Origin of the sequence: Micromonospora pallida (genome assembly GCF_900090325.1) — a bacterium.
Lineage (GTDB): Bacteria > Actinomycetota > Actinomycetes > Mycobacteriales > Micromonosporaceae > Micromonospora > Micromonospora pallida.
In genome coordinates, this window is record NZ_FMHW01000002.1 from 4,611,889 (window position 1) to 4,637,709 (window position 25,821).

Consider the following 25,821-nt stretch of genomic DNA (forward strand, 5'->3'; position numbering starts at 1 on the left):
AAACGGAACCTTCCTATCGGACGGGCACGGTGGTGGTCACCGTGGCCTGGTCGATGTCTGACGTGCGTACGGTGACCCGGAGCTGCCACTCCCCCGACGCCGGCAGGTTGAACTCTCCGGTGGCATGGTTATCGGTCAGCGGCAGCATCGAGATCTCGATCGGCTCGATTCCGGCTGACGGCAGCGCGATGGTGGCCTTCCACTCCACCACCGGCTGCGGCTGCTTGTCCGGGGAGTACGCGTACAGGTGCATGGAGTTGCTGCCCGGCTCGGCCGGGTCGACCTCCACCTGGAGCGAGTACAGCGGGCTGGTCAGCGTGGTGGTGAACAGGGTGCTCTCGGTCCCGGTGACGTCGCTGCCGGCGGTCCGGGCCGGGGTGGTCTGCACCAGCGTGGCGGTGATCCCGAGCACCACCGCGGCGACGGCCAGTTCCAGCCACAGCGCCCGACGCAGCGGCCTCGGCCGGGCGGCCTCCCGCCACCGGCGCACCAGGGTGCGGGAGACCGCCGCCACCCCGACCACCAGCCCGAACAGCGCGATCTTGGCGATCAGCAGCTGGCCGTAGAGGGTGTCGACCAGCGCGCCCGGACTACCCACCTCGATCAACGCGTTCACCGTGCCGGCGAGCAGCAGGGCGACCACGGCCAGCGTCGCCCACCGGGACCAGATCGGCAGGATCGCGTCCAGTTCGTGCTCCTCGGCCCGCCGCAGCAGGAACCCGGCGAGCACCGCCAGCCCGCCCAGCCACACCGCCATGCTGCCCAGGTGCACGGCGTCGACGAAGACCGACAGCGGCGGAGCGGGCGATGCCGCCGGGTGCCCGGCCAGCGGCCAGGTGAACAGCGTCGCGCCGCCGAGGATGGCCAGGATCACCCGGTCCGCCCGACCACCGCCACCGGTCAGCACCGGCCGCAGCAGGAAGATCGAGGCGGCCAGCAGCCCGAGCCGGACCAGGTGCGCCAGGCCGAAGTCGCTGCCAAGCACGTCCCGCAATCCCGCGCCGTCGACCTCGAACAGGCCGCCACCGGCGGTGTACGGCACCTGCGCCCAGACGCCCAGCACGGTGCCGACGGCCACCAGGGCGAGCCCGGTCCAGGCCATCCGGCTCGGGCCGGTACGGGAGAGCCGGCGCGGCCAGAAGACGCTGAGCATCAGCACCGGACCGACCAGCAGCAGCAGGCCCACGTAGGTGAGGTACTTGGCGACCTTGGTCGCCAGGCCCACCGCCGGGTCGGCCCGGGTGTCCGCCCCGGAGTCGACCGGCGGTGTCGACGGCGCGCCGACCGAGTAGGTGAAGGCCCCGGAGACCGGGTGGCTGTCCGCCGAGACGACCCGGTAGCTGACCAGGTACGTGCCGCGCCCGCCGGCCGGGTCGACCGGCACGGTCACCACCCCGCCCTCGAACGACGGCCCGCCCCGGTCGGCCCGCGACCCGTCCGGCGCGATCACCCGGATCTTGTCGGGCACCTGCCGAACCGACTCGCTGAAGGTCAGCACCACCTCTGCCGGTGCGCTCGGGACCACGGCGGAGGCGGCCGGGTTGCTGCTCACCAGCACCGCGTGCGCGCTCGCCGGGCCGGCCGGGGCGAGCAGGAGGGCCACCAGGACGACCAGGAGGCCGACGCCGGCGGCCAGACGGGCGAACGGACGGACCACGCGGGTACGGCGCGGCAGAGGAGTCGGAGCTGTCATGTGCGCAATGCTCGCCGAAACGAGGGGCCGCTGACGACCCAGGTCACCTCGGTCCGGCGACAGCAGGTGCCGCGACCGGGGGGTCGAGCTGACGGCTGGTGCGGCCCAGCGCCCAGAGCAGCCCGGCCTGGACCACCGCGGCCAGGTGACCGATCTCATGCACCAGGGCGGTCGTCGAGTTGGCGATGTCCACCGCGCTGGTGCCGGCGAGGCAGACCGCGAGCACGAAGGCGACCGGCACGAACGCCTGCGCCCGTTCCGGCCGGTACGCGGCCAGCGCGAAGCCCACCGCGAGCGCCACGTCGAAGGAGGCCATCTCCCGGCTGGTGTGCGGATCCACGTCCACCCCCAGGCCGGCGAGGAGGATCGGCAGGGCGATGGCGAACTGGGCGGCCGCGGCCACCGCCACCGCCACCCGGAGCACCTGCCGCCGGGCGCGGACGGCCGCCCGGGCGGCCGTCCGGGCCGCCTGCTCGTCAGCGGCCACCGCCGCCAGCACCGACGCGGTCAGGTCGGGCACGGCCACCGACTGCACCCGGACCAGCCGGGTCACCTGCTCGGCCCGGGCCAGCCAACTCCGGCACCCGGCGCAGGTCAAGGTGTGCGCGTCCAGCGTGGCCGGCGGCGTGCCCGGATCCTCGCCATCCAGCCGCGCCGACAGCGCCGCGCGTACGTCGTCGCATGTCATGGTGAGATAGTCGGCGCTCAGGCCGGGTTGGTTCCCGGTGTGGCGCATGCCATGCAACTGTCGAAGGTCTCTGTCCGTCCGTCATCTCCGCGTAACCTGGAGTGTTGTGATCCCCGCGCCCATGGACGCCGCCGGGGTCGGCCGCACCGCCGACGCCCCTGGCGATCGTGCGCGGGCGAGGCCGGGCCAGCCGACGGACCCCGCCGCCACCGGGCCGGACGCGGCGACCCAGTGGGCGCTGACCGCCCGCAGCGGGGACCCGGTGGCGCAGGCCGCATTCGTCCGGCTCACCCAGGCCGAGGTGTGGCGTTTCGTCGCCGCCCTGATCGACCCGGACAACGCCGACGACCTCACCCAGGAGACCTACCTGCGGGCGTTCCGGGCGCTGCCGGCGTTCGAGGGCCGGGCCAGCGCGCGTACCTGGCTGCTCGGCATCGCCCGTCGGGCCTGCGCCGACCACCTGCGCACCGTGGTCCGGCGGCGGCGACTCGACGAACGGCTCGCCGCGCAGGCGCACACCGACCGGCCGCACCCCGACCCGGCCGGCCACCTCGGCGCCGCCGACCTGCTCCGCCGGCTCCCCGCCGAACGGCGCGAGGCGTTCGTGCTCACCCAGGTCCTCGGCCTGTCGTACGCGGAGGCGGCGGCGGTCGGCGACGTGCCGGTGGGCACGATCCGTTCCCGGGTGGCCCGGGCGCGGGGCGACCTGATCGAGGCGGTCGGCGACGCCCTGGGCACCTGAGCCGGGGTGACCGACGGTGCGGCGGACGACGGCGCGAGGGACAGCCGGGGACGGATGACCGGGCGAGGGACGACGGCGCGAGGGACGGCCGGGGACGGATGACCGGGCGAGGGACGACCGGGGACGGTGAGCCCGGCCACGGGCCCGCCCGGGAACTATCCGACGCGACGGAGCGTCCAATGATCGTGACCCCATCCCGCACCCGGGCCGTGAGCTGGCCCCTGCTGCGTCCCTGGCTCGGCGTCGCGGCCCGGCTCGGCCTCGCCGCGGTGTGGTTCCTCGCCGGCGGCAGCAAGGTCGGCGACCTGGCCGCCTCCGGACGGGCGGTGAACGCGTACCAGGTCATGCCGTACGACCTGGCGACGGTGGTCGGCGCGGCGCTGCCCTTCGTGGAACTGGCGCTCGGCGTCCTGCTGCTGGTGGGGCTGGCGACCCGACTCGCCGCCGGGGTCTCCGCGGCGCTGCTGCTGGTCTTCGTCGCCGGCATCGCCTCCGCCTGGGCGCGTGGGCTCGCCATCGACTGCGGATGCTTCGGCGGCGGTGGGGAACTCGCCGCCGGGCAGCACCCCGCCTACCTCCCGGAGATCCTCCGGGACCTGGGTTTCCTGGCGCTCGCCGGGTTCCTGCTGATCTGGCCCCGCACCCCCGCCTCGGCGGACGGGTGGCTCGCGGGCGAACCGGCCGTGGAGGACGAGGATGAGTAGTCGCAAGGGGCAGAAGGGGGCCTCGCGGGTGGTCCGTGAACAGCTCGCCCGGGAACGGCGCCGACGCCGGATGCTCTGGACCTCGGTGGCCGCCGTGGTGGTGCTGGCCGTCGCCGGACTGATCGGCTGGAGCGTCTACGCCGGGCAGCGCTCCACCGAGTACACCGCCCCGACCGGCGCGAACGACGCGGGCACCGGGATCGTCTCCGGTTCGGGCCCGGTCACCGTCGACGTGTACGAGGACTTCATCTGCCCGGCCTGCAAGCAGTTCGAGCAGGCCAGCGGCCCCACCCTGGACGCGCTCGTCGCGCAGGGGAAGATCCGGGTGGTGTACCACCCGGTGGCGTACCTGAACCGCTTCTCCACCACCGAGTACTCGACCCGCTCGTCGGCGGCGTCCGGCTGTGCCGCCGAGGGCGGCCGGTTCCGCGAGTACGCCAAGGCCCTCTTCGAGCGGCAGCCGCCGGAGGGCGGCGCGGGACTCAGCGACGACGAGCTGACCGAGATCGCCGCCGGAGCCGGCCTCGACCGGGACGGGTTCGCCTCCTGCCTGCGTGAGGGGACGTTCAAGCCGTGGGCCGAGCACGTCACCGAGGAGGCGAGCCGGGACGGGATCACCGGCACCCCGACCGTGCTGGTCGACGGCGAGCCGGTGCGGAACCCGACCCCGGAGGCCATCACCGCCGCCGTCGAGGCGGCATCGTGACCCGTACGCTGCTGACCCGGCTGGGGTTGTCCCTGGTCGGGGCGCTCGTCGCGCTGCTGGCGACCGCCGCACCCGCCCTGGCGCACGGCGCGGACGCCCCGAACGGCAGCGACTACCGGGTCGGGGTGACCGGGCTGGCCCCGGCCCGTGACGGCGTGGACGTCCGGACCGTCGAGGCGGGCGCCCGGCTGGAACTGCGCAACCACACCGACCGTACGGTCACCGTGCTCGGCTACTCCGGCGAGCCGTACCTCCAGGTACGTCCGGACGGGGTGTACGAGAACGTCCGCTCCCCGGCGACGTACCTTAACCGGACCATCGCCGGGGAGACCGCCGTACCCGCCGACGCCGACCCCACCGCCGAGCCGTCCTGGCAGCGGGTGACCGACGAGCCGGTGGCCCGCTGGCACGACCAGCGGGCGCTGTGGCGCGAGTCCAGCCCGCCGCCGCAGGTCAGCACCGCCCCCGACCGGGAGCACCGGGTACGCGACTGGGTGGTGCCGCTGCGCGACGGCGACGTCGCCGTGGAACTGCGCGGCACCCTGGACTGGGTGCCGCCGCCGGACGCGTACCCCTGGTGGTCGGCGGTGGCCCTCGGCGCGCTCGCGGTGGGCGGACTCGGTCTGCTGCCGGCCGGCGCGCGGTGGGGCGGGCGGGCCCTGGCCGGGCTCGGCGCGCTGCTCGCCCTGGGCGGGCTGGGCGCGGTCGCGGTCGCCGTCGGCCGCTCCCTCGACGCCGGGGCCGACGGAGCCGGCGGACTGCTCGTCGTCCTGCTGACCGGCCAGACCTGGGCGCTGATCACCGGCCTCGGCGCGGTCGCCGCCGGCGGCTGGGCGCTGACCCGGCACGCCGCCGCCGACTTCGCGCTGGCCCTGGCCGGCGCCTGCCTGGCCCTCTTCGCCGGGGTGACCAACGCGGCGGTGCTCGCCCGGTCGGTGCCCCCGCTGCCGTGGCCGGCCCAGTCCGTCCGGCTGGTGGTCACGCTGATCCTGGTCACCGGGGCGGGGGCGACCCTGGCCGGGGTGCTCCGGCTGCACGCCGCCGGTCGTGCGGTCACCGCGACGCCCCGGAGACCGTCCGGCGTCGGGCACCTGCGACCCGAGCGGGCCCGGTAGGGGTCGGCGCGGGACCGGGCCGGGTCGATTCCGGAGGGGGGCGATCCGGGGGCGGGGCGATCCGGGGGCGTCACGGCGCGCACCGGGCCGGAGCCCGTAGGGTCTTCGGACATGACCGCGCCGCACCGTCTCAGCCCCGGCGATCCCGCGCCGGACTTCACCCTGCCGACCGACACCGGTAACCCGCTCGCCCTGGCCGACCTGCGGGGCCGCAAGGTGATCCTGTACGCCTACCCGGCCGCGATGACCCCGGGCTGCACCAAGCAGGCCTGCGACTTCCGCGACTCGCTCGCCTCCCTCCAGGCGGCCGGGTACGAGGTGGTCGGCATCTCCCCGGACAAGCCGGAGAAGCTGGCGAAGTTCCGGGAGCGCGACGCCGTCACCTTCCCGCTGGTCTCCGACCCGGACAGGGCGGTGCTCACCGCGTACGGGGCGTTCGGCGAGAAGCAAAGCTACGGCCGGACGGTCACCGGGGTGATCCGCTCCACCTTCGTCATCGACGAGGACGGGAAGATCGAACGGGCGCTGTACAACGTCAAGGCCACCGGCCACGTCGCCAAGCTGCGCCGCGACCTCGGCCTGGACTGAGTCGCCGTCACCGGCCGGGTCGGGCATCGCTCCTGACCCGGCGGGCCGGAACTGTCACACCGGGCCACTACCGTGCGTACATGGTCCGATACCGATACACCCAGGAGGTGCTCGCCGACGCGGCAGCACGCGCCCGCAACGTCACCGAAGTGATGCGTCTGTTGGGCGTACGGGTCAGTGGTGGCTCGCACGCCCACATCAGCCGGCAGCTCAAACGGTTCGGCGTCGACACCTCCCATTTCACGGGACAAGCTCACAACCGTGGCCGGCGTGGTCGGCGCATTCCGGCACCAGCCCTGCTGGTGAAGCTTCCCGACGGGTCTCGGCGGGTACCCGGGAGCCGACTGAAACGGGCCCTGGCTGCCATCGGGCTACCCGATGAGTGCGAGGGGTGCGGTACCGGACCGACCTGGCAGGGCGCTCCACTCACCCTTCACGTCGATCACATCAACGGCGACTTCCTGGACAACCGGCCACACAATCTACGTCTGCTCTGCCCGAACTGCCACAGCCAGACGGCCACATACGCCGGTTCCCGACGTCCTCCCGTCGTCGCGCCTGACGTGGTTTACGATCCTGAGGCTGTCACGCCCACCGGTTACCCCATCGGGAGGCGTCTTCCGCGTCCGCCACAATGGTCGTGGAGGATGGTGGTGTACGACATCAAGGGGCCGTAGCCCAACTGGCAGGAGGCATGCGGTTTAGGTCCGTACCAGTGCGGGTTCGAATCCCGCCGGCCCTACTTCCACCACTTCAGCACCGCTTTTCCCGGCCGAGAAAACAGACCTAGGAGGCCGGGTCACCCTCAGGAGTCCGGGTCGATCCGGACCGGGTCGCCGACGCTCACCGTGCCGGCCGACACGGGGATGAGGTTCAGTCCGAACAGGACCTCCTGGCCGAAACGGCGGTGCCGGGCCAGGGTGCGCAGCGGCTCGTGCCCGCGTACCCCGGTCTCCTGGTCCGTGGTGGTGACCACGCAGCGGCTGCTCGGCCCGGCGGTGCGGAAGGTGGCCGCGCCGATGTGCAGGACCCGGCCGTCCCAGCCGTCCTCGGCCCAGGCCGGTGCACCCTCCACCACCACGTTGGGGCGGAACCGGGTCATCGGCACGGCTGCCGAACCTGCCTCGGCCAGCCAGCCGTTCAGCGCGTCGAGCGAGGCGGTGACGGTCAGCAGCAGCGGGTACGCGTCGGCGAAGCTGACCTGGTCGCCGGTGTCGTGGGTCCGTTCCCCCAGGGCGACGTGTCGGGTGGGTCGGGCGAGCCAGGCCAGCCGGACCGGCCGGCCGAGCACGGCGGTGAGCCAGGCGTCGGCGGCCGGGCCGGCGGGGCGCGCCTCGACCGGCACTTTCCGGTGACGGAACGTGCGGACGGTGACCGGGGTGACACCGGCCGGTTCCGGCACGTCCAGGTCGGGGCGGCCGGGGCCGCGCAGCACCAGCCCGCCGGGGCGGGTGACCGGCCGCAGGGTGGTCAGCAGCGGGTGCTCCCGCTGGGTCACGCCGATGCCGTCGGCGTCGACGATCATCCAGCGCCGGTCGCCGGCCAGGCCCCAAGGTTCGACCCGGGCGACGTCGTGGTCGAGTCGGTGGCACCCCTTGACCGGGTACGTGTGGACGGACGTCAGCTTCACCAGGCGACACCGATGCCGTCGCCGGGGTACCAGTGGTTGATGGGGGTCTCCCGGTAGGCGAGGAAGCGCCGACCGGTGCGCTCGGCGTGGTCGGCGAGGACGTTGGTGACGGTGACGTTGTCGGTGAGCAGCATGGCGCCCGGTGCGAGCTTCGGCTCGACCGCGTCGAACTCGCGCCTCTCGTGGGTCCTGCTGTGGTCGCTGTCGTGCAGGAAGAGGTCGACCGGCCGGTCCAGTGCCTCGATGGCGGCGATGGAGTCGCCGATGACCAGGTCGACCACGTCGGACCAGGGTGCGGTACGGGCGAGGTAGCCGGCCTCGGGGTTGATGTCGAGGGAGGTGACCCGTCCGGGGTGGCCCTCGGCGGCGTTGCGCAGCAGGGCGGCGGCGAGGACGCAACTGCCGAGGCCCTTGTCCGCACCGGTCTCGACGACGTGCTCGGGGCGGCGGGCGCGGACGATGGCGTACCAGCCGACCCGGCGGGCGTAGCGGACCTGGCGGTCGGCCAGGCCGCGCCGGGCGGCATTCCGGGTGGTCTGCTCGATGTGCCGGCGCAGTTGCTCGTCGCCCTCGATTTCCTGGATGTACCGCTTGACCTGCTTGACGGGGATGTCGCAGACGACGCTGACGAGCCAGGCGAGGTGGCTCTTGCTGAGCCAGGTGAGGTCGTACGTGTAGTTGTGGTGTTCCCGTGAGGTCACCAGCCACCGGGCGGAGACCTTCAGCAGCTTGGTGTCGTACCGGGCGACCCGCACCAGCCGCTTGGGGAAGGCGGCCACGGGGGCCAGCCAGGTGCGGGCGATGGCCCGGCGAAGCTTGGTTGCGTCCACGAAAGGGTTTCTACCACCCGCGCCTGGGGCGGAGGTCGGTGCGAGTTTCGCGGTCGGCGCCAACGGGGCTCGCCGTGCCGGTGCTCACCCACCCTTGCCTGCTGAAAGTTTTCTTGCATACAGTCAGGGGGTGAATGAAACGGCCACCATCACGGCGGCGCCGAGCGACCGGCTGCTGGATCTGTTCCACGGCGTCCGGCTCACCCCGACGCAACGCCGGATCGCGCACTGCCTGGTGCAGCACGCCGGCTCGGTGGCCTACCTCTCCGCCGCCGAGGTCGCCGAGCTGGCCGGGGTCAGCCAGCCGTCGGTGACCCGGTTCGCCGTCGCGCTCGGCCACGACGGCTACCCGGCGCTGCGTCGCCGGCTGCGCGAGCTGACCGCCACCGGCACGACCGGCCCGGCCGACGGGGAGAACGAACTCCAGCGCGCCGTCCGGGCGGAGATCGCCAACCTCGACCGGCTCGCCGTCCAGCTCGCCGACCGCGAGCGGATCGCCGGGGCCGGCGCGCTGCTGGCCGCCAGCCGTCCGCTGCCGGTGCTCGGCCTACGCGCCGCCGCGCCGCTGGCCGCGTACTTCGCGTACTTCGCCGCCAAGGTGCATCCCGACGTGCGGGTGTTCGACACCGGCGGCAGCCTGCTCACCGACCGCCTCGAGCAGGCCGCCGTCGCCGGGGCGAGCGCCGTGCTGGCCTTCGTGCTGCCCCGGTATCCCCGGGAGACCCTGGACGCGCTGCGCGCCGCCCGGGAGGCCGGCCTGCGGATCGTGGCGATCACCGACTCGCCGGTGAGCCCGGCGACCGAGTACGCCGACCTGGTACTTCCCGCCGCGGTCGGCGCCGACCTGGTCTTCGACCTGCACACCGCCCCGATGGCCCTGGCCATGGTGGTGCTCCAGGCCATCTGCGACGCCGCGCCGGCGGACACGCAGGCGCGGTTGGAGGCGTTCGAGGCGTCCGCCGCCCGCCGACAGTTGTTCCTCGGGTGAAAGGAGATCCCGCGATGTACCAGCCCGTCCGTGCCGCACGCGGCACCGAGCGCAGCGCCCGGGGGTGGCCGCAGGAGGCCGCCCTGCGGATGCTGATGAACAATCTCGACCCCGAGGTCGCGGAGCGTCCCGAGGACCTGGTGGTCTACGGCGGCACCGGGAAGGCCGCGCGGGACTGGCCGTCGTACCACGCGCTGGTGCGGACCCTGACCGACCTGCGCGACGACGAGACGATGCTGGTGCAGTCCGGCCGGCCGGTCGGCGTGCTGCGCACCCACGAGTGGGCGCCCCGGGTGCTGCTGGCCAACTCCAACCTGGTCGGCGACTGGGCCACCTGGCCCGAGTTCCGGCGCCTGGAGCAGCTCGGCCTGACCATGTACGGGCAGATGACCGCCGGCTCGTGGATCTACATCGGCACGCAGGGCATCCTCCAGGGCACGTACGAGACGTTCGCCGCCGTCGCCGCGAAACGGTTCGGGGGGTCGCTGGCCGGGACGCTGACGCTCACCGCCGGCTGCGGCGGAATGGGTGGCGCCCAGCCGCTCGCGGTCACCATGAACGGCGGCGCGTGCCTGGTCGTCGACGTCGACCGGTCCCGGCTGGACCGCCGGGTGCACGACCGGTACCTGGACGAGGTCGCCGACTCCCTGGACGACGCGGTCGAGCGGGTGCTCGCCGCGAAGCGGGACCGGCGGGCGCTCAGCGTCGGGGTGGTCGGCAACGCGGCCACCGTCTTCCCGGAGCTGCTGCGCCGGGGCGTGGAGATCGACGTCGTCACCGACCAGACCAGCGCGCACGACCCGCTGTCGTACGTGCCGGAGGGGGTGGAGCTGGCCGACGCCCGGGACTACGCGGCGGCGAAGCCAGCCGAGTTCACCGACCGGGCCCGCGCGTCGATGGCGAAGCACGTCGAGGCGATGGTCGGGTTCCTCGACGCCGGGGCCGAGGTGTTCGACTACGGCAACTCGATCCGGGGCGAGGCGAAGCTCGGCGGGTACGAGCGGGCGTTCGACTTCCCCGGCTTCGTGCCCGCGTACATCCGGCCGTTGTTCTGCGAGGGGAAGGGCCCGTTCCGCTGGGCGGCGCTCTCCGGTGACCCGGCCGACATCGCCGCCACCGACCGCGCCATCCTCGACCTGTTCCCGGAGAACGAGTCGCTGGCCCGGTGGATGCGGATGGCCGGAGAGCGGGTCGCCTTCCAGGGCCTGCCGGCGCGGATCTGCTGGCTCGGCTACGGCGAGCGGGACCGCGCCGGGGTGCGGTTCAACGAGATGGTCGCCTCCGGCGAGCTGAGCGCACCGGTCGTCATCGGCCGGGACCACCTGGACTGCGGCAGCGTCGCCAGCCCGTACCGGGAGACCGAGGCGATGGCCGACGGCTCCGACGCGATCGCCGACTGGCCGCTGCTCAACGCGCTTGTCAACACGGCCAGCGGAGCGTCCTGGGTGTCCATCCACCACGGCGGCGGGGTCGGCATCGGCCGCTCCATCCACGCCGGCCAGGTCTGCGTCGCCGACGGCAGCGCGCTGGCCGGGCAGAAGATCGAGCGGGTGCTCACCAACGACCCGGCGATGGGCGTCATCCGGCACGTCGACGCCGGCTACGACCACGCCCACGAGGTCGCCACTCGCACCGGTGTCCGCGTGCCCATGGCCGAGCGGTAGGAGGGGACCCTTGTTCATCGAAAACGCCCTGCAGGGGTCCCCTGCTACCACCGCAACCACCGCAACCACCGCCAGCACCGCCCGCTTCCGGGTGCTGTGGGACGAGATCGCGCCGATCGGGCGGGACGCCCGCACCGGCGGCTACCTGCGGTACGCGCTGACCGAGCCGGAGCAGCGGCTGCGGGAATGGTTCCGGGCCCAGGCCGAGCGGCGGGGCATGCCGGTCACCGACGACGGCAACGGCAATCTCTTCGCCCGCTGGGGTGACCCGGACGCCGCCGACGCCGTGCTCACCGGCAGCCACTTCGACTCGGTGCCGCACGGCGGGGCGTACGACGGGCCGCTCGGCATCGTCAGCGCCTTCCTCGCCGTGGACGAGCTGCGCGCCGCCGGGGTCGCCCCGGCCCGGCCGCTCGTGGTCGGCGCGTTCGTCGAGGAGGAGGGGGGCCGGTTCGGCGTACCGTGTCTGGGATCGCGGCTGCTCACCGGGGCGCTGACGCCCGAGCGCGCGGCCGGGCTGCGGGACGCCGACGGGGTGAGTTTCGCCGAGGCGTTCGGCGGCCAGCCGGCCGGGGCCCGACCGGACCTGCTCGCCGGGTTCGGCGCCTTCGTCGAGCTGCATGTGGAGCAGGGGCGCGCGCTGGTCGACCGGGACGCGTCGGTCGCGGTGGCGACCGCGATCTGGCCGCACGGCCGCTGGCGGCTCGACTTCACCGGCGAGCCGAACCACGCCGGTACGACCCGGATGGCCGACCGCCGCGACCCGATGCTCACCTACGCGTTCACCGTGCTGGCGGCGAACAAGGAGGCGCGGCTGCGCGGGGCGCACGCCACCATGGGTCGGGTCCACGCCGAGCCGAACGCCACCAACGCGATCCCGGCCCGGGTGACCGGCTGGCTGGACGCGCGGGCCGCCGAGACGGACACGCTCACCGGGCTGGTGGAGGCGGTCCACGCCAAGGCCGTCGAGCGGGCCCGCCGGGACGGCACCGAGGTGACCCTTGCCGAGGAGTCGGCGACCCCGCTGGTCGGTTTCGACGCGGACCTGGGCACGCGGCTGGCGGCGCTGCTCGACGCGCCGACGTTGCCCACCGCGGCCGGGCACGACGCCGGGGTACTGGCCGGGCACCTGCCGACCGCGATGCTCTTCGTCCGCAACCCGACGGGGGTGTCGCACTCCCCCGCCGAAACGGCCACCGACGCCGACTGCGCCGCCGGGGTGGCCGCCCTGGCCCGGGTGCTGGAGGAGCTGACGTGCGCCTGATCTGGCCGCTGACCGGGCGCTGCCCGGCCGTCATCCCCAGCGGTGGGGCGACGGCGTGAGCACCACCCGCTGGCTCGCCGAGTACGCCTGGCTGCCCGACGAGCCCGAACCCACCGCCGACGTGCTGATCGAGACCGTCGACGGACGGATCACCCTGGTTGCCCCGCTGGCCGCGCGGACCCCGCCCACCGCCGGGGTCGAGGTACTCGCCGACGCGGTACGCCTGCCCGGCCTGACCCTGCCCGGCCTGGCCGACGCACACTCGCACGCGTTCCACCGGGCGCTGCGCGGCCGGACCCACGGCGGGCGGGGCGACTTCTGGACCTGGCGGGACCTGATGTACACGGTCGCCGACCGCCTCGACCCGGACAGCTACCTGGCCCTGGCCCGTGCCGTGTACGCCGAGCTGGCGTTGGCCGGGGTCACCTGCGTCGGCGAGTTCCACTACCTGCACCACCGGCCGGACGGCGGCCGGTACGACGACCCGAACGCGATGGGCGCGGCCCTGGTGGAGGCCGCCGCGCAGGCCGGTGTCCGGATCACCCTGCTGGACACCTGTTACCTGACGGCGACCGTGGACGGTCAGCCGCTGACCGGTCCACAGCGTCGGTTCGGTGACGGGGACGCGAACCGGTGGGCGGACCGGGTCGAGGCGTTCACCCCGGCCGGCGAGCACGCCCGGGTCGGCGCGGCCGTGCACTCGGTACGGGCGGTCCCCGCCGACCAGCTCGGCACGGTCGCCGAGTGGGCCCGGCGGCACGACGCGCCACTGCACGCGCACCTCTCCGAGCAGCCCGCCGAGAACGACGCCTGCCGGTCCGTGCACGGACGCACCCCGACCCGGCTACTCGCCGACCACGGGGTGCTCGGCCCGACCACCACGGCCGTCCACGCCACCCATCTGACCAGCGCCGACGTGAATCTACTCGGCGGCAGCGGCACCGGGGTCTGCCTCTGCCCGACCACCGAGCGGGACCTCGCCGACGGCATCGGGCCGGCCCGCCGGATGGCCGAGGCGGGCAGCCCGCTCAGCCTGGGCAGCGACAGTCACGCCGTGATCGACCTGTTCGAGGAGGCCCGCGCGGTCGAGCTGGACGAGCGGCTGCGCACCCGGCAGCGGGGCCACTTCACCCCGGCCGCGCTCCGCGACGCGGCGACCGTGACCGGGCACGCCGCGCTGGGCTGGACCGACGCCGGCCGGCTCGCCCCGGGCAACCGGGCCGACCTGGTCACCGTCCGGCTGGACAGCGCGCGGACGGCGGGCGTACCGCCGGTGGGGGTGTTCTTCGCGGCGGGCGCGGCCGACGTCACCCAGGTCGTGGTGGACGGTCGGGTGGTGGTCCGCGACGGCCGGCACACGACCGTCGACGTCCCCGCCGAACTCACCGCCGCCATCCGGGCGGTGATCACCTCGTGAGCGCGAGGAGTGAGCCGGGTTTGCGAGCCCCGCAGTCGCGAACGAAGGACGGCACCTCATGAGCAGTCTGCTGGTCGACAACATCGGGGAGCTGGTCACCAACGTGGCCGGGACCGGCGAGGGCGGTCGGCTCGGCATCCGCCGCAACGCGGCCATCCTGGTCGAGGAGGACCGGATCGCCTGGCTCGGCCCGGCCCGGTACGCCCCGGCGGCCACCCGGCGGATCGACGCCGACGGCGCGGCGGTGCTCCCCGGCTTCGTGGACAGCCACGCCCACCTGGTCTTCGCCGGGGACCGGGCCGCCGAGTTCGCTGCCCGGATGGCCGGTCAGCCGTACACCGGGGGTGGGATCCGGACCACGGTCGCGGCCACCCGGGCCGCCTCCGACGAGACGCTGCGCGGCACCGTGCGCCGGCTCCGCGCGGAGGCGCTGCGGCAGGGCACCACCACCATCGAGATCAAGAGCGGGTACGGCCTGAACGTCGCCGACGAGGCCCGCTCGCTGCGGATCGCCGCCGAGGCGACCGGGGAGACCACCTTCCTCGGCGCGCACGTGGTGCCGACCGAGTACGCCGACCGCCCGGACGACTACGTCGGGTTGGTCTGCGGGCCGATGCTGCGCGCCGCCGCCCCGTACGCGAAGTGGATCGACGTGTTCTGCGAACGGGGCGCGTTCGACGCCGACCACGCCCGCGCGATCCTCACCTGCGGGCAGGCCGCCGGCCTCGGGGTACGGCTGCACGCCAACCAGCTCGGCCCCGGACCGGGGGTACGACTCGCCGTGGAACTCGGGGCGGCCAGTGCCGACCACTGCACCCACCTGGACGCCGCCGACGTGGACGCGCTGGCCGGGTCCGCCACGGTCGCCACCCTGCTGCCCGGTGCCGAGTTCTCCACCCGGTCGCCGTACCCGGACGCCCGTCGGCTGCTCGACGCCCGGGTCACCGTGGCGTTGGCGACCGACTGCAACCCGGGTTCCTCGTACACGTCGTCGATGCCGTTCTGCATCGCGCTCGCCGTACGGGAGATGGGCATGACCCCGGCGGAGGCGGTCTGGGCCGCGACCGCCGGGGGCGCGCGGGCGCTGCGCCGCGACGACGTGGGCGTGCTCGCCCCCGGGGCGCGGGCCGACCTCATGATTCTCGACGCCCCGTCCCACCTGCACCTGGCCTACCGGCCGGGGGTTCCGCTGATCCGCCAGGTCCTGCACAACGGAGTTCCGCTATGAGCAACCAACGAACCGACCAGCACCGTTCCACCGACACACGCGGCGGGGTGGCGTGATGGGCACGGTGACCGTCCAGCCCACCGGCGTCTCCCCCGCCGACGTGCTCGCCGTGGCCCGGGGCGGCGCGAAGGTCGTCCTCGATCCGGCCACGGTGGACGCGATGGCCACCAGCCGGGCGATCGTGGACGGCATCGAGGCCTCCGGCCGTCCGGTATACGGGGTGTCGACCGGGTTCGGCGCGCTGGCCAACACCTTCGTCGCGCCGGAGCGGCGGGCCGAACTCCAGCACGCGTTGATCCGTTCGCACGCCGCCGGGGTCGGTGCGCCGATGCCCCGCGAGGTGGTACGGGCGATGATGCTGCTGCGGGTACGCTCGCTGGCCCTCGGCCGCTCCGGGGTCCGCCCGCTGGTCGCCGAGGCCCTGGTCGACCTGCTCAACCACGACGTCACCCCGTGGGTGCCCGAGCACGGTTCGCTGGGCGCCTCCGGTGACCTCGCCCCGCTGGCGCACTGCGCGCTGGTGCTGCTCGGCGAGGGGTGGGTGCTCGGCCCGGCCGGCGAGCGGGTGCCCGCCGCCGACGCGCTGCACCAGGTCGGGCTGGCCCCGGTGACGCTGGCCGCCAAGGAGGGGCTGGCGCTGATCAACGGCACCGACGGGATGCTCGGCATGCTGCTGCTGGCCATCCACGACGCCGCGCACCTGTTCACCATGGCCGACGTGACCGCCGCCCTGGCCATCGAGGCGATGCTCGGCTCGGAGCGGCCGTTCCTGCCCGAGCTGCACGCCATCCGGCCGCATCCGGGGCAGGCGACCTCGGCGGCGAACATCCACCGGCTGCTCCAGGACTCGACGGTGATGGACTCGCACCGCGACGACCTGGCGCACGCGGTGCAGGACGCGTACTCGATGCGGTGCGCGCCGCAGGTGGCCGGGGCGGCCCGGGACACCCTCGCCTTCGTCGAGCAGGTCGCCGGCCGGGAGCTGGTGTCCGTGGTGGACAACCCGGTGGTGCTGCCGGACGGCCGGGTCGAGTCGACCGGCAACTTCCACGGCGCGCCGCTCGGCTTCGCCGCGGACTTCCTCGCCATCGCCGCCAGCGAGGTCGGGGCGATCGCCGAGCGCCGGGTGGACCGGTTGCTCGACGTGACCCGGTCCCGGGACCTGCCGGCGTTCCTCTCCCCGGACGCGGGGGTCAACTCTGGGCTGATGATCGCCCAGTACACGGCCGCCGGGATCGTCGCGGAGAACCGCCGGCTGGCCGGCCCCGCCTCGGTGGACTCGCTGCCCACCAGCGGCATGCAGGAGGACCACGTCTCGATGGGCTGGGCGGCGACGAAGAAGCTGCGCACGGTGCTGGACAACCTCACCAGCCTGCTCGCGGTGGAGCTGCTCTCGGCGGTACGCGGGCTGCAACTACGCGCCCCGCTCACCCCGTCCCCGGCCGGTCGGGCGGCCATCGCGGCGCTGGGCGGGGCCGCCGGGGAACCCGGCCCGGACGTCTTCCTCGCCCCGGTGATGGAGGCGGCCCAGGCGGTGGTGCGCGGTCCGGAGCTGCGGGCCACCATCGAGCGGGAGGTGGGTCGGCTCGGCTGAGCAGGATGGCCGCCGGGCCGGCTGAGCAGGGGTGGCCGCCGGGCCGACTCGGTTGGGCGCGGCGGCCGCTGGGTAGGCCCGGCCGCGGGCGGTGGCCGGGCTCAGCCGACGAGCAGCGCCACCGCGATCAGCACCGGCACCGCCGACACCGTCGACAGCAGCACCGCGTCCCGGGCCAGCGTGACGCCACGGTCGTAGCGGACCGCGTAGACAAAAACGTTCTGCGCGGTCGGCAGGGCGGCGGTGACCGTGCAGGCCAGCACCACCGACGGCGACAGATCCAGCAGGTAGCGGGCGACGAGGTACGCCACCAGCGGCTGACCGACCGCCTTGAGGAACACGGCGAGCCACACGTCCCGCGCGGTGTCCCCGGTGCCCGGCCGGGGAGCGCCGTGCAGCGAGAGGCCGTACGCGAGCAGCGTCGCCGGCACCGCCATCGCGCCCACCAACTCGACCGGACGCAGCACCGCCTCTGGCGGTAGCCACCCGGTCAGGCTGCACACCACGCCCAGGGCGCACGCCACGATGATCGGGTTCGTCAACTGCTGCACCATGACCCGGGTCAGCGACCGCCGCCCCGGGGCCGCCGCCTCCCGCCCGCTGCTCTCCTGCCGACTGGTCTCCCGGCCACCGGTTGTCGCCGCGTCCCCGGCAGCGACCGCCGGCGCACCGCCCCGGGCAGCCGGATCCAGCAGGACGAAGGCGACCGGGGTGATCACCAACAGTTGGAACATGATGATCGGCACCACGACCGTGGCGTCGCCGAGGACGTACACGGCGATCGGGATGCCGATGTTGGCCGCGTTCACGTACGACGCGGCGAGTGCGCCGATGGTGGTCTCCGGGGTCGGCCGCCGCCAGGCCAGTCGCGCCACCAGTACGAACACCGCGGCCACCACGGCGGTGCCGACCACCGTGACGACCAGCGCGGACGAGAGGACCGCGAGCACGTCCGAGTGGGCCACGGTCTGGAAGAGCAGCGCCGGGGTGGCCACGAAGAACGCCACCCGGGAGAGCACAACAGCCCCGTCCGGGCCGACCAGTCCCCGCCGTCCGACCAGCCAGCCGACGCCGACAACGGCCGCGACGACCGCGAACCCGGTCAACACACCCGGCACGTCGTCCTCCCGTCGCCGCCACCCCGGCGACCCGCGCCGCCGCGCCGGCACCTGCCCGCCCCCGGAAGCGTCCCCGACCGCGTGATCGACTCCGTTTCGCCGGTGTTGCGGTATCGAACCGGACCGGACGCCCCCGTATCGGCGAAACGCCGACCGGCGGGCCGGGCAGCCGGCGGCGGGTCAGGTGGCCGGTGGGAGCACCTTGGCGACCAGCTTGGCCAGGTCCCGCAGGGCCTTGCCACGGTGGCTGATCGCGTCCTTCTCCTCCGGGGTCAGTTCGGCGTTGGTGCGGGTCTGACCATCGCCGAGGAAGATCGGGTCGTAGCCGAAGCCGCCCTCGCCACGGGGCGCGCGCAGCAGCCGGCCGGGCTGGCGGCCGTCGACCAGGTGCTCCTTGCCGCCGGGCAGCACCAGCGCCACGGTGCAGACGAAGGCCGCCGCCCGGTGCGCGTCCGGGAGGTCGGCGATCTGGTCGAGGACCAGTTGCAGGTTCGCCCGGTCGTCGCCGTGCTGGCCGGCCCAGCGGGCGCTGAACACCCCGGGCATGCCGTTGAGGGCGTCCACCGCGATGCCGGAGTCGTCGGCGATGGTGGGCAGGCCGGTACGCCGACAGCCCTCCCGTGCCTTGATCAGCGCGTTCTCGCCGAAGGTGAGGCCGGTCTCCGGCAGCTCCGGGTAGTCCTCCACGTCGTCGAGGCCGAGCAGGGCGATCCGGTGCGCGCCGAGCGCACCGTCGAGGATCCGCTGGAGTTCGACCAGCTTCTTCCGGTTACGGGTCGCGAGCAGGACCTTGTTCACGCTGCACTGCCTTTCGTACGGGGGCTCGGGACGGGCCGGCTCACGCCAACGCCTTCCGCTGGGCTTCGGCCAGTTCGGTGCACCCCGCCACCGCAAGGTCGAGCAGGGCGTCGAGCTGGTCGCGGGCGAAGACCCCCGACTCGCCCGTCCCCTGCACCTCGACGAACTCGCCGGTGCCGGTGCAGACCACGTTCATGTCGACCTCGGCGGCGACGTCCTCGGGGTAGTCGAGATCGAGCCGCGCCTCCCCGGCGATGACGCCGACGCTGACCGCCGCCACCGAGCGGTGCATCACCTTCTCCGGCCGTCCGGCCAGCGACTTCCGCTCGGCGAGCCAGGTCACCGCGTCGTGCAGGGCCACGTACGCCCCGGTGATGGCGGCGGTCCGGGTGCCGCCGTCGGCCTGGAGGACGTCGCAGTCCAGGACGATCGAGTTCTCGCCGAGCGCCTTCAGGTCGATGCTGGCTCGCAGGCTCCGGCCGATCAGCCGGGAGATCTCGTGGGTCCGACCGCCGATCCGTCCCTTGACGCTCTCCCGGTCGGAGCGGGTGTTCGTGGCGCGGGGCAGCATCGCGTACTCGGCGGTCACCCAGCCCAGCCCGGAGCCCTTGCGCCAGCGCGGCACCCCCTCGGTCACGCTCGCCGTGCAGAGCACCCGGGTGCCGCCGAACTCGACCAGGACCGAGCCCTCCGGATGGGTGCTCCACCCCCGGGTCAACGTCACCGGTCGAAGTTGATCGGGTCGTCGCCCGTCAGGTCGCGCCATGCAGGCACTCTATGCGGTCGCTCGACCGTACCGCCCCGGGGTGCCCCGCCGAGGGACACCCGACCACCCACCGCCGGCCAGCGCCGGTCTCAGCGCCGGGCCGGCCGCAGCGGACCGGTGCCGTCCACCACCAGCACCCGCGGCCGTCGTCCGGTGGTCACGCCCCCGCCGGCAGGCCGCTGGCCGTCGTGGCGGCCTGCACCGCCCGGTAGTGCCCGACCAGTTCGTCGCCGATCGCCGTCCAACTGGAGCGGCTCACCGCCACCCGGCCGGCCGCGCCGTACGCGCGCCGCCGCTCGGGATCGGCGGCCAGCTCGGCGACGGCCGCGGCGAGCGCGGCCCCGTCCCCCGGCGGCACCAGCAGCCCGGTGCTGCCGGACCGGACGAGGTCCACCGGGCCGCCGGCGGCCGGCGCGACCACCGGTACGCCGCTGGCCAGCGCCTCCTGGATGGTCTGCCCGAAGGTCTCGTGCGGTCCGGTGTGCGCGAACACGTCGAGGCTGGCGTAGGTGCGGGCCAGCTCCGCGCCGTGCTGGGCACCGAGGAAACAGGCGTTCGGGAGCCGCCGCTCCAGCTCCCGCCGGGACGGCCCGTCACCGACCACGACCACCCGGACGCCGGCCAGCCGGGTGGTCTCCGCCAGCAGTTCCACCCGCTTCTCCGGGGCGAGCCGGCCGACGTAGCCGACCAGCAGCTCACCGTCGGGGGCGAGCCGGCGCCGCAGCTGTCCGTCCCGGCGGGACGGGTGGAAACGGTCGGCGTCGACGCCGCGCCGCCACAGCCAGATCCGTTCGACGCCGTTGGCGATCAGGTCCGCGGCGGCCCGGGTGGAGGGGGCGAGGGTACGGCCGGCGCTGTTGTGGATCTCGCGGATCCGCCGCCAGGCCGCCGCCTCGCCCCAACCGAGCTGGTACGCGCGGGCGTACGAGGCGACGTCGGTCTGGTAGACGGCCACGGTCGGCAGCCGGTGCGCGGCGGCGAGCGTCGCCGCCCGGCCACCGAGCACGAACGGGCTGGCCAGATGCACCACGTCCGGCGCGTAGGACAGGAGCGCGTCGGCGAGCCGACTGCCGGGCAGGCCGAGCCGGAAGCTCTGGTACCGGGGCATCGGCACGCTGGGAATCCGGACCACCGGGTAGGGCTGGTCGTCGACCACCCGCCGCCGCCCGCCCGGTGGAGCCGGGGCGACCACCATCGGCTCGTGCCCCCGCGCCAACAGGTGTTCGGCCACCCGGACGACGGAGTGGGCCACGCCGTTCACGTCCGGCGGGAACGACTCGGTCACGATGGCGATCCGCATGGTGTCACCGTGCGGGTGTCAGCGGTGCGCCGATGGTCCGGCCAGCTACCGTACGGCGAACAGTGCGCCACGAATCGACGACGGACCCGCCGTCAGATGTCGTACCGGCTGCCCGGACGGACGACCTCCAGCGGCCCGGTGTACGTGGCGCTGGCCGCCTCAACCGTCTGCGCCTCGCTGCCCCAGGCGGTGACCAGGTGGGTGAGCAGGAGCCGGCCGACACCGGCCTTGGTCGCCGCCTCGCCCGCTTCCCGCCCGGTCAGGTGCAGGTCCGGTGGGTTGTCCACCCCGTCGAGGTAGCTGGCCTCGCAGAGGAAGACGTCGGCGTCCTGGGCGAGCCGCAGCAGGGGCTCACAGGGTGCGGTGTCCGAGGAGTAACAGAGGACCCGGCCGGCGTGCTCCAGCCGGACCCCGTACGTCTCGACGGGATGGTTCATCCGGTCGACGGTGACGGCGAACGGGCCGATCGGGAAGGTGCCCGGCTCCAGGGCGTAGAACTGGTAGACGTCCTCCACGCCCCCCTCCTCCTGGTGCCCGTAGACGGCGTGCAGCCGTTCCGGGGCACCCGCTGGGGCGTACACCGGCAGCGGCGGGTACGGACCGTCCGGGGCGTACCGGCGGACGACCACATAGGAGGCGGCGTCGAGGATGTGGTCGCAGTGCAGATGGGACAGGACGATCGCGTCCGGGGCGTGCAGCCCGGCGTAGCGCTGGAGCGCGGAGAGCGACCCAGTGCCGAAGTCGAGCAGCAGCCGGAAGCCCTCGGCTTCGACAAGGTACGCCGAACAGGCGGACTCGGGGCCGGGAAAGCTGCCCGCACAGCCCAGCACGGTCAATCTCATGCAGTCGCCCCGTCGCCACTACCGGTAGTCGACCCGTCGAGACTCGCCCCGCCGATGATCTCTACCGACGCGTACGCCACGCTGCGCAGCCTACGCCGGACACGGCGGTGGCAAGAATGATCTGATGGAAGTTGTCGCGAACGTGACACCCCTCCATGTCTTCTCCACCCGGTCCGTCACGGTTGCCGGACCAGACCGTTGCACACGGTGAGGTCCACCGACGGTCGGCGGACCCATGACAACAGGCCACCAATGGGCGGCGGGCGTTGACGACGGCACGCCGGTGGGCGGCGGGCAGTTACGACGGGCCCGCCGTCGGGCGGCGGGCGATGACGACGGGACGGGGCAGAGCGTGCGGACCGAGACGGACACCGACGACGCGACACGGGCCACACCGGACCCGGTCCGGCGGACCGGTGTGGGGGCCGGCACGATTCCGCGCCCGGTTCGCGGTCCGGGTGGCGTCCCGCCGCGCGATCGGCCGGCCCGCCTCCGGCCCGCGCCGGGCGGACGACACCGGGCGTCCCGGCGGACGGCGCCGGCCGGCGGCGAGCGCGAGCGGCGTCGACCGACCGATCGCGGCCGGCTGCTACTGGTCTGTGGCTGGGCCACCGGCCTGGGCGCGGTGGCCCTCGCCTCGGCCGTACGCGGCCTGGTGCTGGTGCTGGCCGGAGCCGCCCCGCAGTGGTACCAGCCGACGGTGGCCGCCCTGGGTCTCGGCGGCATCGTCCTGGGCGGCGTCGCCCTGCACGGCCGCGCCCGCCCGGGGCTGCGGTGGGTCGCCCTCGGCCTGGCGAACCTGGCCGTCGGAGTGAGCGCCGGCCTCACCGCCAGCCTGCCCTGAGCGGCCGCTGACCCGGGGCCGGGCCGGGTCCGCCGGGAGCGGAACGGGATGCGGCTGGGACAGGCCGAGCGGATTGCGGGCCAGGCGGATTGCTTGCCAGGGGGATTACGGGCCAGGCCGGCTCCGGGTCAGGCCCGGAGCCGGCCGTCGATCAGGCCCGGAGCCGGCCGTCGATCAGGCCCAGAGCTGGCCTTCGAGTGCCTCCTCGGCCTCGCCGAGGGTGCCGCCGTACGCGCCGGTGGAGAGGTACTTCCAGCCACCGTCGGCGACCACGAAGGCCACGTCGGCGCGGCGGCCGTCCCGGACCGCCTCGTGCGCCACGGCCAACGCGGCGTGCAGGATCGCGCCGGTGGAGAAGCCGGCGAAGATTCCCTCCACCTCCACCAGTTGCCGGGTCCGCAGCACCGCGTCCCGGGTGCCGACGGAGAACCGCCGGGAGAGCACCGTCGCGTCGTACAACTCCGGAACGTAGCCCTCGTCGATGTTGCGCAGGCCGTACACCAGTTCGCCGTAGCGCGGCTCGGCCGCGACGACCTGGATGCCCTCGACCTTCTCCCGCAGGTACCGGCCGGTGCCCATGAGCGTGCCGGTGGTGCCGAGTCCGGCCACGAAGTGGGTGATCGTGGGCAGGTCGTGCAGCAGCTCCGGCCCGGTGGTCTCGTAGTGCGCCCGCGCGTTCGCCTCGTTGCCGTACTGGAAGAGCATCACCCAGTCGGGGTGCTCGACGGCGATCTGCTTGGCCGTGGCGACCGCCTGGTTGGAACCACCGGCGGCCGGCGAGAAGATGATCTCCGCGCCGTACATCCGGAGGAGCTGGACCCGCTCGGTCGAGACGTTCTCCGGCATCACGCAGACCAGCCGGTAGCCGCGCAGCTTCGCCACCATGGCCAGGGAGATGCCGGTGTTGCCGCTGGTCGGCTCCAGGATGGTGTCACCCGAACGGAGCCGACCGGCGCGCTCGGCTGCCTGGACCATGAACAGCGCCGCCCGGTCCTTGATGCTGCCGGTCGGGTTCCGGTCCTCCAGCTTCGCCCAGAGCCGCACCGGCGGTGCCCCCTCGGGCACCGTCGGCGAGAGCCGCGGCAGCCCAACCAGGGGCGTGCTACCGCAGGCGTCGAGGAGGCTGTCGTACCGCGCCACGGCGGGCCGCCTCAGCGGGCGGCGGAGGTGCGGTGGACGCTGCCGTACCCGCTGATCGCCGCCATCGCGGCGAAGCCCAGCGCGCCCCCGGCCACGGCCGGCAGGATCGTCACCGTGTCGCCGTCGGAGAGCTTGGCGTCGAGCGCGCCGAGGAACCGGACGTCCTCGTCGTTGACGTAGACGTTGACGAAGCGGTGCAACGGGCCGGCCTCGGTGACCAGCCGGCCACGCAGCCCGGCGTGCCGGGAGTCCAGGTCGGTGAGCAGGTCGGCCAGGGTGTCCCCGGCGCCCTCGACGACCTTCGCGCCGCCGGTGTAGCTGCGCAGGATGGTGGGGATGCGAACCTCGATGGCCATGGTGTGGTAACTCCTCGTTCGGGTGTGCCTACGGTGACGGAAGAAGGGGTGAACCGGACGCTGAACTGCTCAGCGGCCGGAACACTCGTAGTCGACCGTCGCCGGGCTCTGCCCGAACATGTAGGACTGGACGGCGTGCGGGTCCACGGTGGCATCCACGATCCGGACCGGCTCCTCGGCCACCACGCCGTCCACGATGCGGAAGGAGCGGATCTCCTCCGTGTCGGGGTCGCGGGTGGAGACGAGCAGGTAGTGGGCTCCCGGCTCACCGGCGAAGGAGACGTCCGTCCGGGACGGGTACGCCTCGGTCGCGGTGTGCGAGTGGTAGATGACAACCGGCTCCTCGTCGCGGTCGTCCATCTCCCGCCACACCCGCAGGTGCTCCATCGAGTCGAACTCGTAGAACGTCATCGAGCGGGCGGCGTTCTCCATCGGGATGTGCCGGGTCGGGGTGTCACTGCCGGCGGGGCCGGCGACGACGCCACACGCCTCGTCCGGGTGGTCCCGACGCGCGTGCGCGACGATCGCGTCGACGATCGACCGGTCGATGCTCAGCACGACGACCAGCCTAGCGCCTGATCGGACCGATCCGAAGGTGGCAGCCGTCACCCTCACCCCGACGGACCGGCCGGTTTCCCCGATCGTCCCGCCGGGGAAGGCGCTCGGGGGACGCCGGGCGGCACCGGGCATGCTGTCCGGTGCGCGAGACGACCCGTCCGGCCGGTGGGAGCCGGTCGGCGCAGCGAACTCAGTGCAACGAACGTCAGTACGGCGAACTCAGTGCAACGAACTCAGTGCGGAGAACGAGGAGGTCGACCATGCAGCACCGCCGCATCGGCCCGGTCGAGGTGGGCGCGATCGGGCTCGGCGCGATGCCGATGTCGGTGGCCGGACGCCCGGAGGCCGACCGCGCCGTCCGGACCGTCCACGCCGCGCTGGACGCGGGCGTCACCCTGATCGACACCGCCGACGCGTACGCGCTCGGCGCGGACGACTTCGGGCACAACGAGTCGTTGGTCGCCCACGCGCTCGCCACGTACGGCGGGGACACCTCCGGGGTGCTGGTCGCCACCAAGGGCGGGCACACCCGTCCCGGCGGCGACGCGTGGGCGCTGGACGGCTCACCCGCGCATCTCCGGGCGGCCTGCGAGGCGTCGCTCACCCGGCTCGGGGTGGACGCCATCGGGCTCTACCAGTTCCACCGACCCGACCCTCAGGTCCCGTACGCGGACTCGCTCGGCGCGCTGCGGGAGCTGGCGGATGCCGGCAAGATCCGGATGGCCGGCATCTCCAACGCCGACCCGGACCAGATCCGGCAGGCCCGGGAGATCCTCGGCGACCACCTGGTCTCGGTGCAGAACCAGTTCTCGCCGGCCTACCGCGACAGCGAGCCCGAGTTGCGCCTCTGCGCCGAACTCGGCCTGGCGTTCCTCCCCTGGTCACCGCTCGGCGGTATCGGGCGGGCCGGCGGCCTGGGTGACCGGTTCGCGCCGTTCGCCCGGATCGCCGAGGAGCGCGGGGTGAGCCCGCAGCAGGTCTGCCTGGCCTGGCAGCTCGCCCTCGCCCCGGTGGTCGTGCCGATTCCCGGCGCGAGCCGGCCGGAGACGATCCGCGACTCGGCCGCCGCCGCGGACCTGGTCCTCGACGAGCGGGAGATCGCCGCCCTGAGCGCCACCAATTGACCCACGGTCACCACTCAACTGCCACTCCTCGCTCAACGGCCCGAGGAGTGGTGGTGGTAGCAGGGGACCCCTGCTCATCAAAAAACGGTAGTAGGGGTCCCCTGCTACCACCTCTGGCGAGCGG

General features: G+C 74.0%; 25 protein-coding genes and 1 tRNA gene. 14 read left to right on the forward strand and 12 right to left on the reverse strand.

The features are described from left to right. Window positions 1-13: 13 nt before the first annotated feature. Window positions 14-1,693, reverse strand: coding sequence for a copper resistance CopC/CopD family protein (locus GA0074692_RS18975; RefSeq protein WP_091646506.1), 1,680 nt, complete (start codon window positions 1,691-1,693; stop codon window positions 14-16). A 43-nt stretch (window positions 1,694-1,736) separates the two neighbouring features. Continuing rightward, a complete protein-coding gene (locus tag GA0074692_RS18980) occupies window positions 1,737-2,429 on the reverse strand; it encodes a zf-HC2 domain-containing protein (protein WP_091646508.1) in 693 nt (230 codons plus the stop codon). Window positions 2,430-2,502: 73 nt separating this feature from the next. On the opposite strand from GA0074692_RS18980, the gene GA0074692_RS18985 reads away from it, so the two are divergent. The 6 genes from GA0074692_RS18985 to GA0074692_RS19015 all read left to right on the forward strand — a co-directional run bounded on the left by GA0074692_RS18985 (window position 2,503) and on the right by GA0074692_RS19015 (window position 6,978). Further along, window positions 2,503-3,123, forward strand: a complete 621-nt coding sequence (locus GA0074692_RS18985) for a sigma-70 family RNA polymerase sigma factor (protein WP_091646511.1) — start codon at window positions 2,503-2,505, stop codon at window positions 3,121-3,123. A gap of 179 nt (window positions 3,124-3,302) precedes the next feature. Then, a complete protein-coding gene (locus tag GA0074692_RS18990; protein ID WP_091646513.1) occupies window positions 3,303-3,827 on the forward strand; it encodes a MauE/DoxX family redox-associated membrane protein in 525 nt (174 codons plus the stop codon). Beyond that, entirely contained in the window at window positions 3,820-4,533 is a 714-nt protein-coding gene (locus GA0074692_RS18995; protein WP_091646515.1) for a DsbA family protein, read from the forward strand. Before GA0074692_RS18990 ends, GA0074692_RS18995 begins: the two co-directional genes overlap by 8 nt. After that, entirely contained in the window at window positions 4,530-5,648 is a 1,119-nt protein-coding gene (locus tag GA0074692_RS19000) for a hypothetical protein (protein WP_176738499.1), read from the forward strand. The genes GA0074692_RS18995 and GA0074692_RS19000 overlap by 4 nt, the downstream gene beginning before the upstream one ends. A gap of 111 nt (window positions 5,649-5,759) precedes the next feature. Next, window positions 5,760-6,236 carry a thioredoxin-dependent thiol peroxidase gene (gene bcp, locus GA0074692_RS19005; RefSeq protein ID WP_091646518.1) on the forward strand — a complete coding sequence of 159 codons (477 nt, stop codon included), beginning with the start codon at window positions 5,760-5,762 and terminating at the stop codon, window positions 6,234-6,236. Between the two features lie 667 nt (window positions 6,237-6,903). Then, window positions 6,904-6,978: transfer RNA gene (locus tag GA0074692_RS19015), tRNA-Leu, on the forward strand. Between the two features lie 63 nt (window positions 6,979-7,041). On the opposite strand, the gene GA0074692_RS19020 is transcribed toward GA0074692_RS19015, so the two are convergent. Together GA0074692_RS19020 and GA0074692_RS19025 are read right to left on the reverse strand one after the other, a co-directional pair. Further along, window positions 7,042-7,866: an MOSC domain-containing protein gene (locus tag GA0074692_RS19020; protein WP_091646521.1), complete on the reverse strand. Its 825-nt coding sequence runs from the start codon at window positions 7,864-7,866 to the stop codon at window positions 7,042-7,044. Beyond that, the gene (locus tag GA0074692_RS19025) at window positions 7,863-8,696 is read right to left on the reverse strand and encodes a class I SAM-dependent methyltransferase (RefSeq protein ID WP_091646523.1); all 834 of its coding nucleotides are present in this window, start codon (window positions 8,694-8,696) and stop codon (window positions 7,863-7,865) included. Before GA0074692_RS19025 ends, GA0074692_RS19020 begins: the two co-directional genes overlap by 4 nt. Before the next feature lie 130 nt (window positions 8,697-8,826). Between GA0074692_RS19025 and GA0074692_RS19030 the strand changes: the two genes are divergently transcribed. From GA0074692_RS19030 to hutH, 6 genes are read left to right on the forward strand one after another with little or no spacing between them, the layout of a single operon-like run. Further along, window positions 8,827-9,684 carry a MurR/RpiR family transcriptional regulator gene (locus GA0074692_RS19030; RefSeq protein WP_091646525.1) on the forward strand — a complete coding sequence of 286 codons (858 nt, stop codon included), beginning with the start codon at window positions 8,827-8,829 and terminating at the stop codon, window positions 9,682-9,684. A 14-nt stretch (window positions 9,685-9,698) separates the two neighbouring features. Further along, window positions 9,699-11,348: a urocanate hydratase gene (gene hutU / locus GA0074692_RS19035; protein WP_091646527.1), complete on the forward strand. Its 1,650-nt coding sequence runs from the start codon at window positions 9,699-9,701 to the stop codon at window positions 11,346-11,348. Window positions 11,349-11,376: 28 nt separating this feature from the next. Beyond that, window positions 11,377-12,612 carry an allantoate amidohydrolase gene (locus tag GA0074692_RS19040; RefSeq protein ID WP_091653726.1) on the forward strand — a complete coding sequence of 412 codons (1,236 nt, stop codon included), beginning with the start codon at window positions 11,377-11,379 and terminating at the stop codon, window positions 12,610-12,612. Between the two features lie 55 nt (window positions 12,613-12,667). Next, the gene (locus GA0074692_RS19045) at window positions 12,668-14,029 is read left to right on the forward strand and encodes a formimidoylglutamate deiminase (protein ID WP_091646530.1); all 1,362 of its coding nucleotides are present in this window, start codon (window positions 12,668-12,670) and stop codon (window positions 14,027-14,029) included. Between the two features lie 58 nt (window positions 14,030-14,087). Continuing rightward, a complete protein-coding gene (gene hutI, locus GA0074692_RS19050) occupies window positions 14,088-15,257 on the forward strand; it encodes an imidazolonepropionase (RefSeq protein WP_091646532.1) in 1,170 nt (389 codons plus the stop codon). A gap of 55 nt (window positions 15,258-15,312) precedes the next feature. After that, window positions 15,313-16,851, forward strand: coding sequence for a histidine ammonia-lyase (gene hutH, locus GA0074692_RS19055; RefSeq protein ID WP_091646535.1), 1,539 nt, complete (start codon window positions 15,313-15,315; stop codon window positions 16,849-16,851). Window positions 16,852-16,952: 101 nt separating this feature from the next. Here the strand turns inward: hutH and GA0074692_RS19060 are convergent, their stop codons facing one another. The 5 genes from GA0074692_RS19060 to GA0074692_RS19085 all read right to left on the reverse strand — a co-directional run bounded on the left by GA0074692_RS19060 (window position 16,953) and on the right by GA0074692_RS19085 (window position 21,675). Continuing rightward, window positions 16,953-17,969: an AEC family transporter gene (locus GA0074692_RS19060; protein ID WP_091646537.1), complete on the reverse strand. Its 1,017-nt coding sequence runs from the start codon at window positions 17,967-17,969 to the stop codon at window positions 16,953-16,955. A 180-nt stretch (window positions 17,970-18,149) separates the two neighbouring features. Continuing rightward, window positions 18,150-18,767, reverse strand: a complete 618-nt coding sequence (gene rdgB / locus GA0074692_RS19065) for an RdgB/HAM1 family non-canonical purine NTP pyrophosphatase (RefSeq protein WP_091646540.1) — start codon at window positions 18,765-18,767, stop codon at window positions 18,150-18,152. Window positions 18,768-18,807: 40 nt separating this feature from the next. Beyond that, a complete protein-coding gene (gene rph / locus GA0074692_RS19070) occupies window positions 18,808-19,533 on the reverse strand; it encodes a ribonuclease PH (RefSeq protein WP_091646542.1) in 726 nt (241 codons plus the stop codon). 157 nt (window positions 19,534-19,690) lie between these two features. Beyond that, a complete protein-coding gene (locus tag GA0074692_RS19080; RefSeq protein WP_091646547.1) occupies window positions 19,691-20,833 on the reverse strand; it encodes a glycosyltransferase family 4 protein in 1,143 nt (380 codons plus the stop codon). A 92-nt stretch (window positions 20,834-20,925) separates the two neighbouring features. Continuing rightward, window positions 20,926-21,675, reverse strand: coding sequence for an MBL fold metallo-hydrolase (locus GA0074692_RS19085; RefSeq protein ID WP_091646549.1), 750 nt, complete (start codon window positions 21,673-21,675; stop codon window positions 20,926-20,928). A 352-nt stretch (window positions 21,676-22,027) separates the two neighbouring features. Here GA0074692_RS19085 and GA0074692_RS19090 point away from each other — a divergent pair, with 352 nt between their 5' ends. Beyond that, entirely contained in the window at window positions 22,028-22,519 is a 492-nt protein-coding gene (locus GA0074692_RS19090; protein ID WP_091646551.1) for a hypothetical protein, read from the forward strand. Window positions 22,520-22,693: 174 nt separating this feature from the next. Here the strand turns inward: GA0074692_RS19090 and GA0074692_RS19095 are convergent, their stop codons facing one another. The 3 genes from GA0074692_RS19095 to GA0074692_RS19105 form a co-directional block, all read right to left on the reverse strand. Beyond that, window positions 22,694-23,659 carry a PLP-dependent cysteine synthase family protein gene (locus GA0074692_RS19095; RefSeq protein ID WP_091646553.1) on the reverse strand — a complete coding sequence of 322 codons (966 nt, stop codon included), beginning with the start codon at window positions 23,657-23,659 and terminating at the stop codon, window positions 22,694-22,696. An 11-nt stretch (window positions 23,660-23,670) separates the two neighbouring features. After that, on the reverse strand, window positions 23,671-24,015 hold the full coding sequence (locus GA0074692_RS19100) for a MoaD/ThiS family protein (RefSeq protein WP_091646555.1): 345 nt from the start codon (window positions 24,013-24,015) through the stop codon (window positions 23,671-23,673). 69 nt (window positions 24,016-24,084) lie between these two features. After that, window positions 24,085-24,573, reverse strand: coding sequence for a M67 family metallopeptidase (locus GA0074692_RS19105; protein ID WP_091646557.1), 489 nt, complete (start codon window positions 24,571-24,573; stop codon window positions 24,085-24,087). A gap of 260 nt (window positions 24,574-24,833) precedes the next feature. Here GA0074692_RS19105 and GA0074692_RS19110 point away from each other — a divergent pair, with 260 nt between their 5' ends. Continuing rightward, the gene (locus tag GA0074692_RS19110) at window positions 24,834-25,697 is read left to right on the forward strand and encodes an aldo/keto reductase (RefSeq protein WP_091646559.1); all 864 of its coding nucleotides are present in this window, start codon (window positions 24,834-24,836) and stop codon (window positions 25,695-25,697) included. Window positions 25,698-25,821: the final 124 nt, after the last annotated feature.

What these genes read in the sequence shown, in the direction of transcription:
- GA0074692_RS18975 (WP_091646506.1), bottom strand. Translation starts at nt 1,693, where the DNA reads ATGACAGCTCCGACTCCTCTGCCGCGCCGTACCCGCGTGGTCCGTCCG.
- GA0074692_RS18980 (WP_091646508.1), bottom strand. Translation starts at nt 2,429, where the DNA reads ATGCGCCACACCGGGAACCAACCCGGCCTGAGCGCCGACTATCTCACC.
- GA0074692_RS18985 (WP_091646511.1), top strand. Translation starts at nt 2,503, where the DNA reads ATGGACGCCGCCGGGGTCGGCCGCACCGCCGACGCCCCTGGCGATCGT.
- GA0074692_RS18990 (WP_091646513.1), top strand. Translation starts at nt 3,303, where the DNA reads ATGATCGTGACCCCATCCCGCACCCGGGCCGTGAGCTGGCCCCTGCTG.
- GA0074692_RS18995 (WP_091646515.1), top strand. Translation starts at nt 3,820, where the DNA reads ATGAGTAGTCGCAAGGGGCAGAAGGGGGCCTCGCGGGTGGTCCGTGAA.
- bcp (WP_091646518.1), top strand. Translation starts at nt 5,760, where the DNA reads ATGACCGCGCCGCACCGTCTCAGCCCCGGCGATCCCGCGCCGGACTTC.
- hutU (WP_091646527.1), top strand. Translation starts at nt 9,699, where the DNA reads ATGTACCAGCCCGTCCGTGCCGCACGCGGCACCGAGCGCAGCGCCCGG.
- hutI (WP_091646532.1), top strand. Translation starts at nt 14,088, where the DNA reads ATGAGCAGTCTGCTGGTCGACAACATCGGGGAGCTGGTCACCAACGTG.
- hutH (WP_091646535.1), top strand. Translation starts at nt 15,313, where the DNA reads ATGGGCACGGTGACCGTCCAGCCCACCGGCGTCTCCCCCGCCGACGTG.
- rph (WP_091646542.1), bottom strand. Translation starts at nt 19,533, where the DNA reads ATGGCGCGACCTGACGGGCGACGACCCGATCAACTTCGACCGGTGACG.
- GA0074692_RS19080 (WP_091646547.1), bottom strand. Translation starts at nt 20,833, where the DNA reads ATGCGGATCGCCATCGTGACCGAGTCGTTCCCGCCGGACGTGAACGGC.
- GA0074692_RS19085 (WP_091646549.1), bottom strand. Translation starts at nt 21,675, where the DNA reads ATGAGATTGACCGTGCTGGGCTGTGCGGGCAGCTTTCCCGGCCCCGAG.
- GA0074692_RS19100 (WP_091646555.1), bottom strand. Translation starts at nt 24,015, where the DNA reads ATGGCCATCGAGGTTCGCATCCCCACCATCCTGCGCAGCTACACCGGC.
- GA0074692_RS19110 (WP_091646559.1), top strand. Translation starts at nt 24,834, where the DNA reads ATGCAGCACCGCCGCATCGGCCCGGTCGAGGTGGGCGCGATCGGGCTC.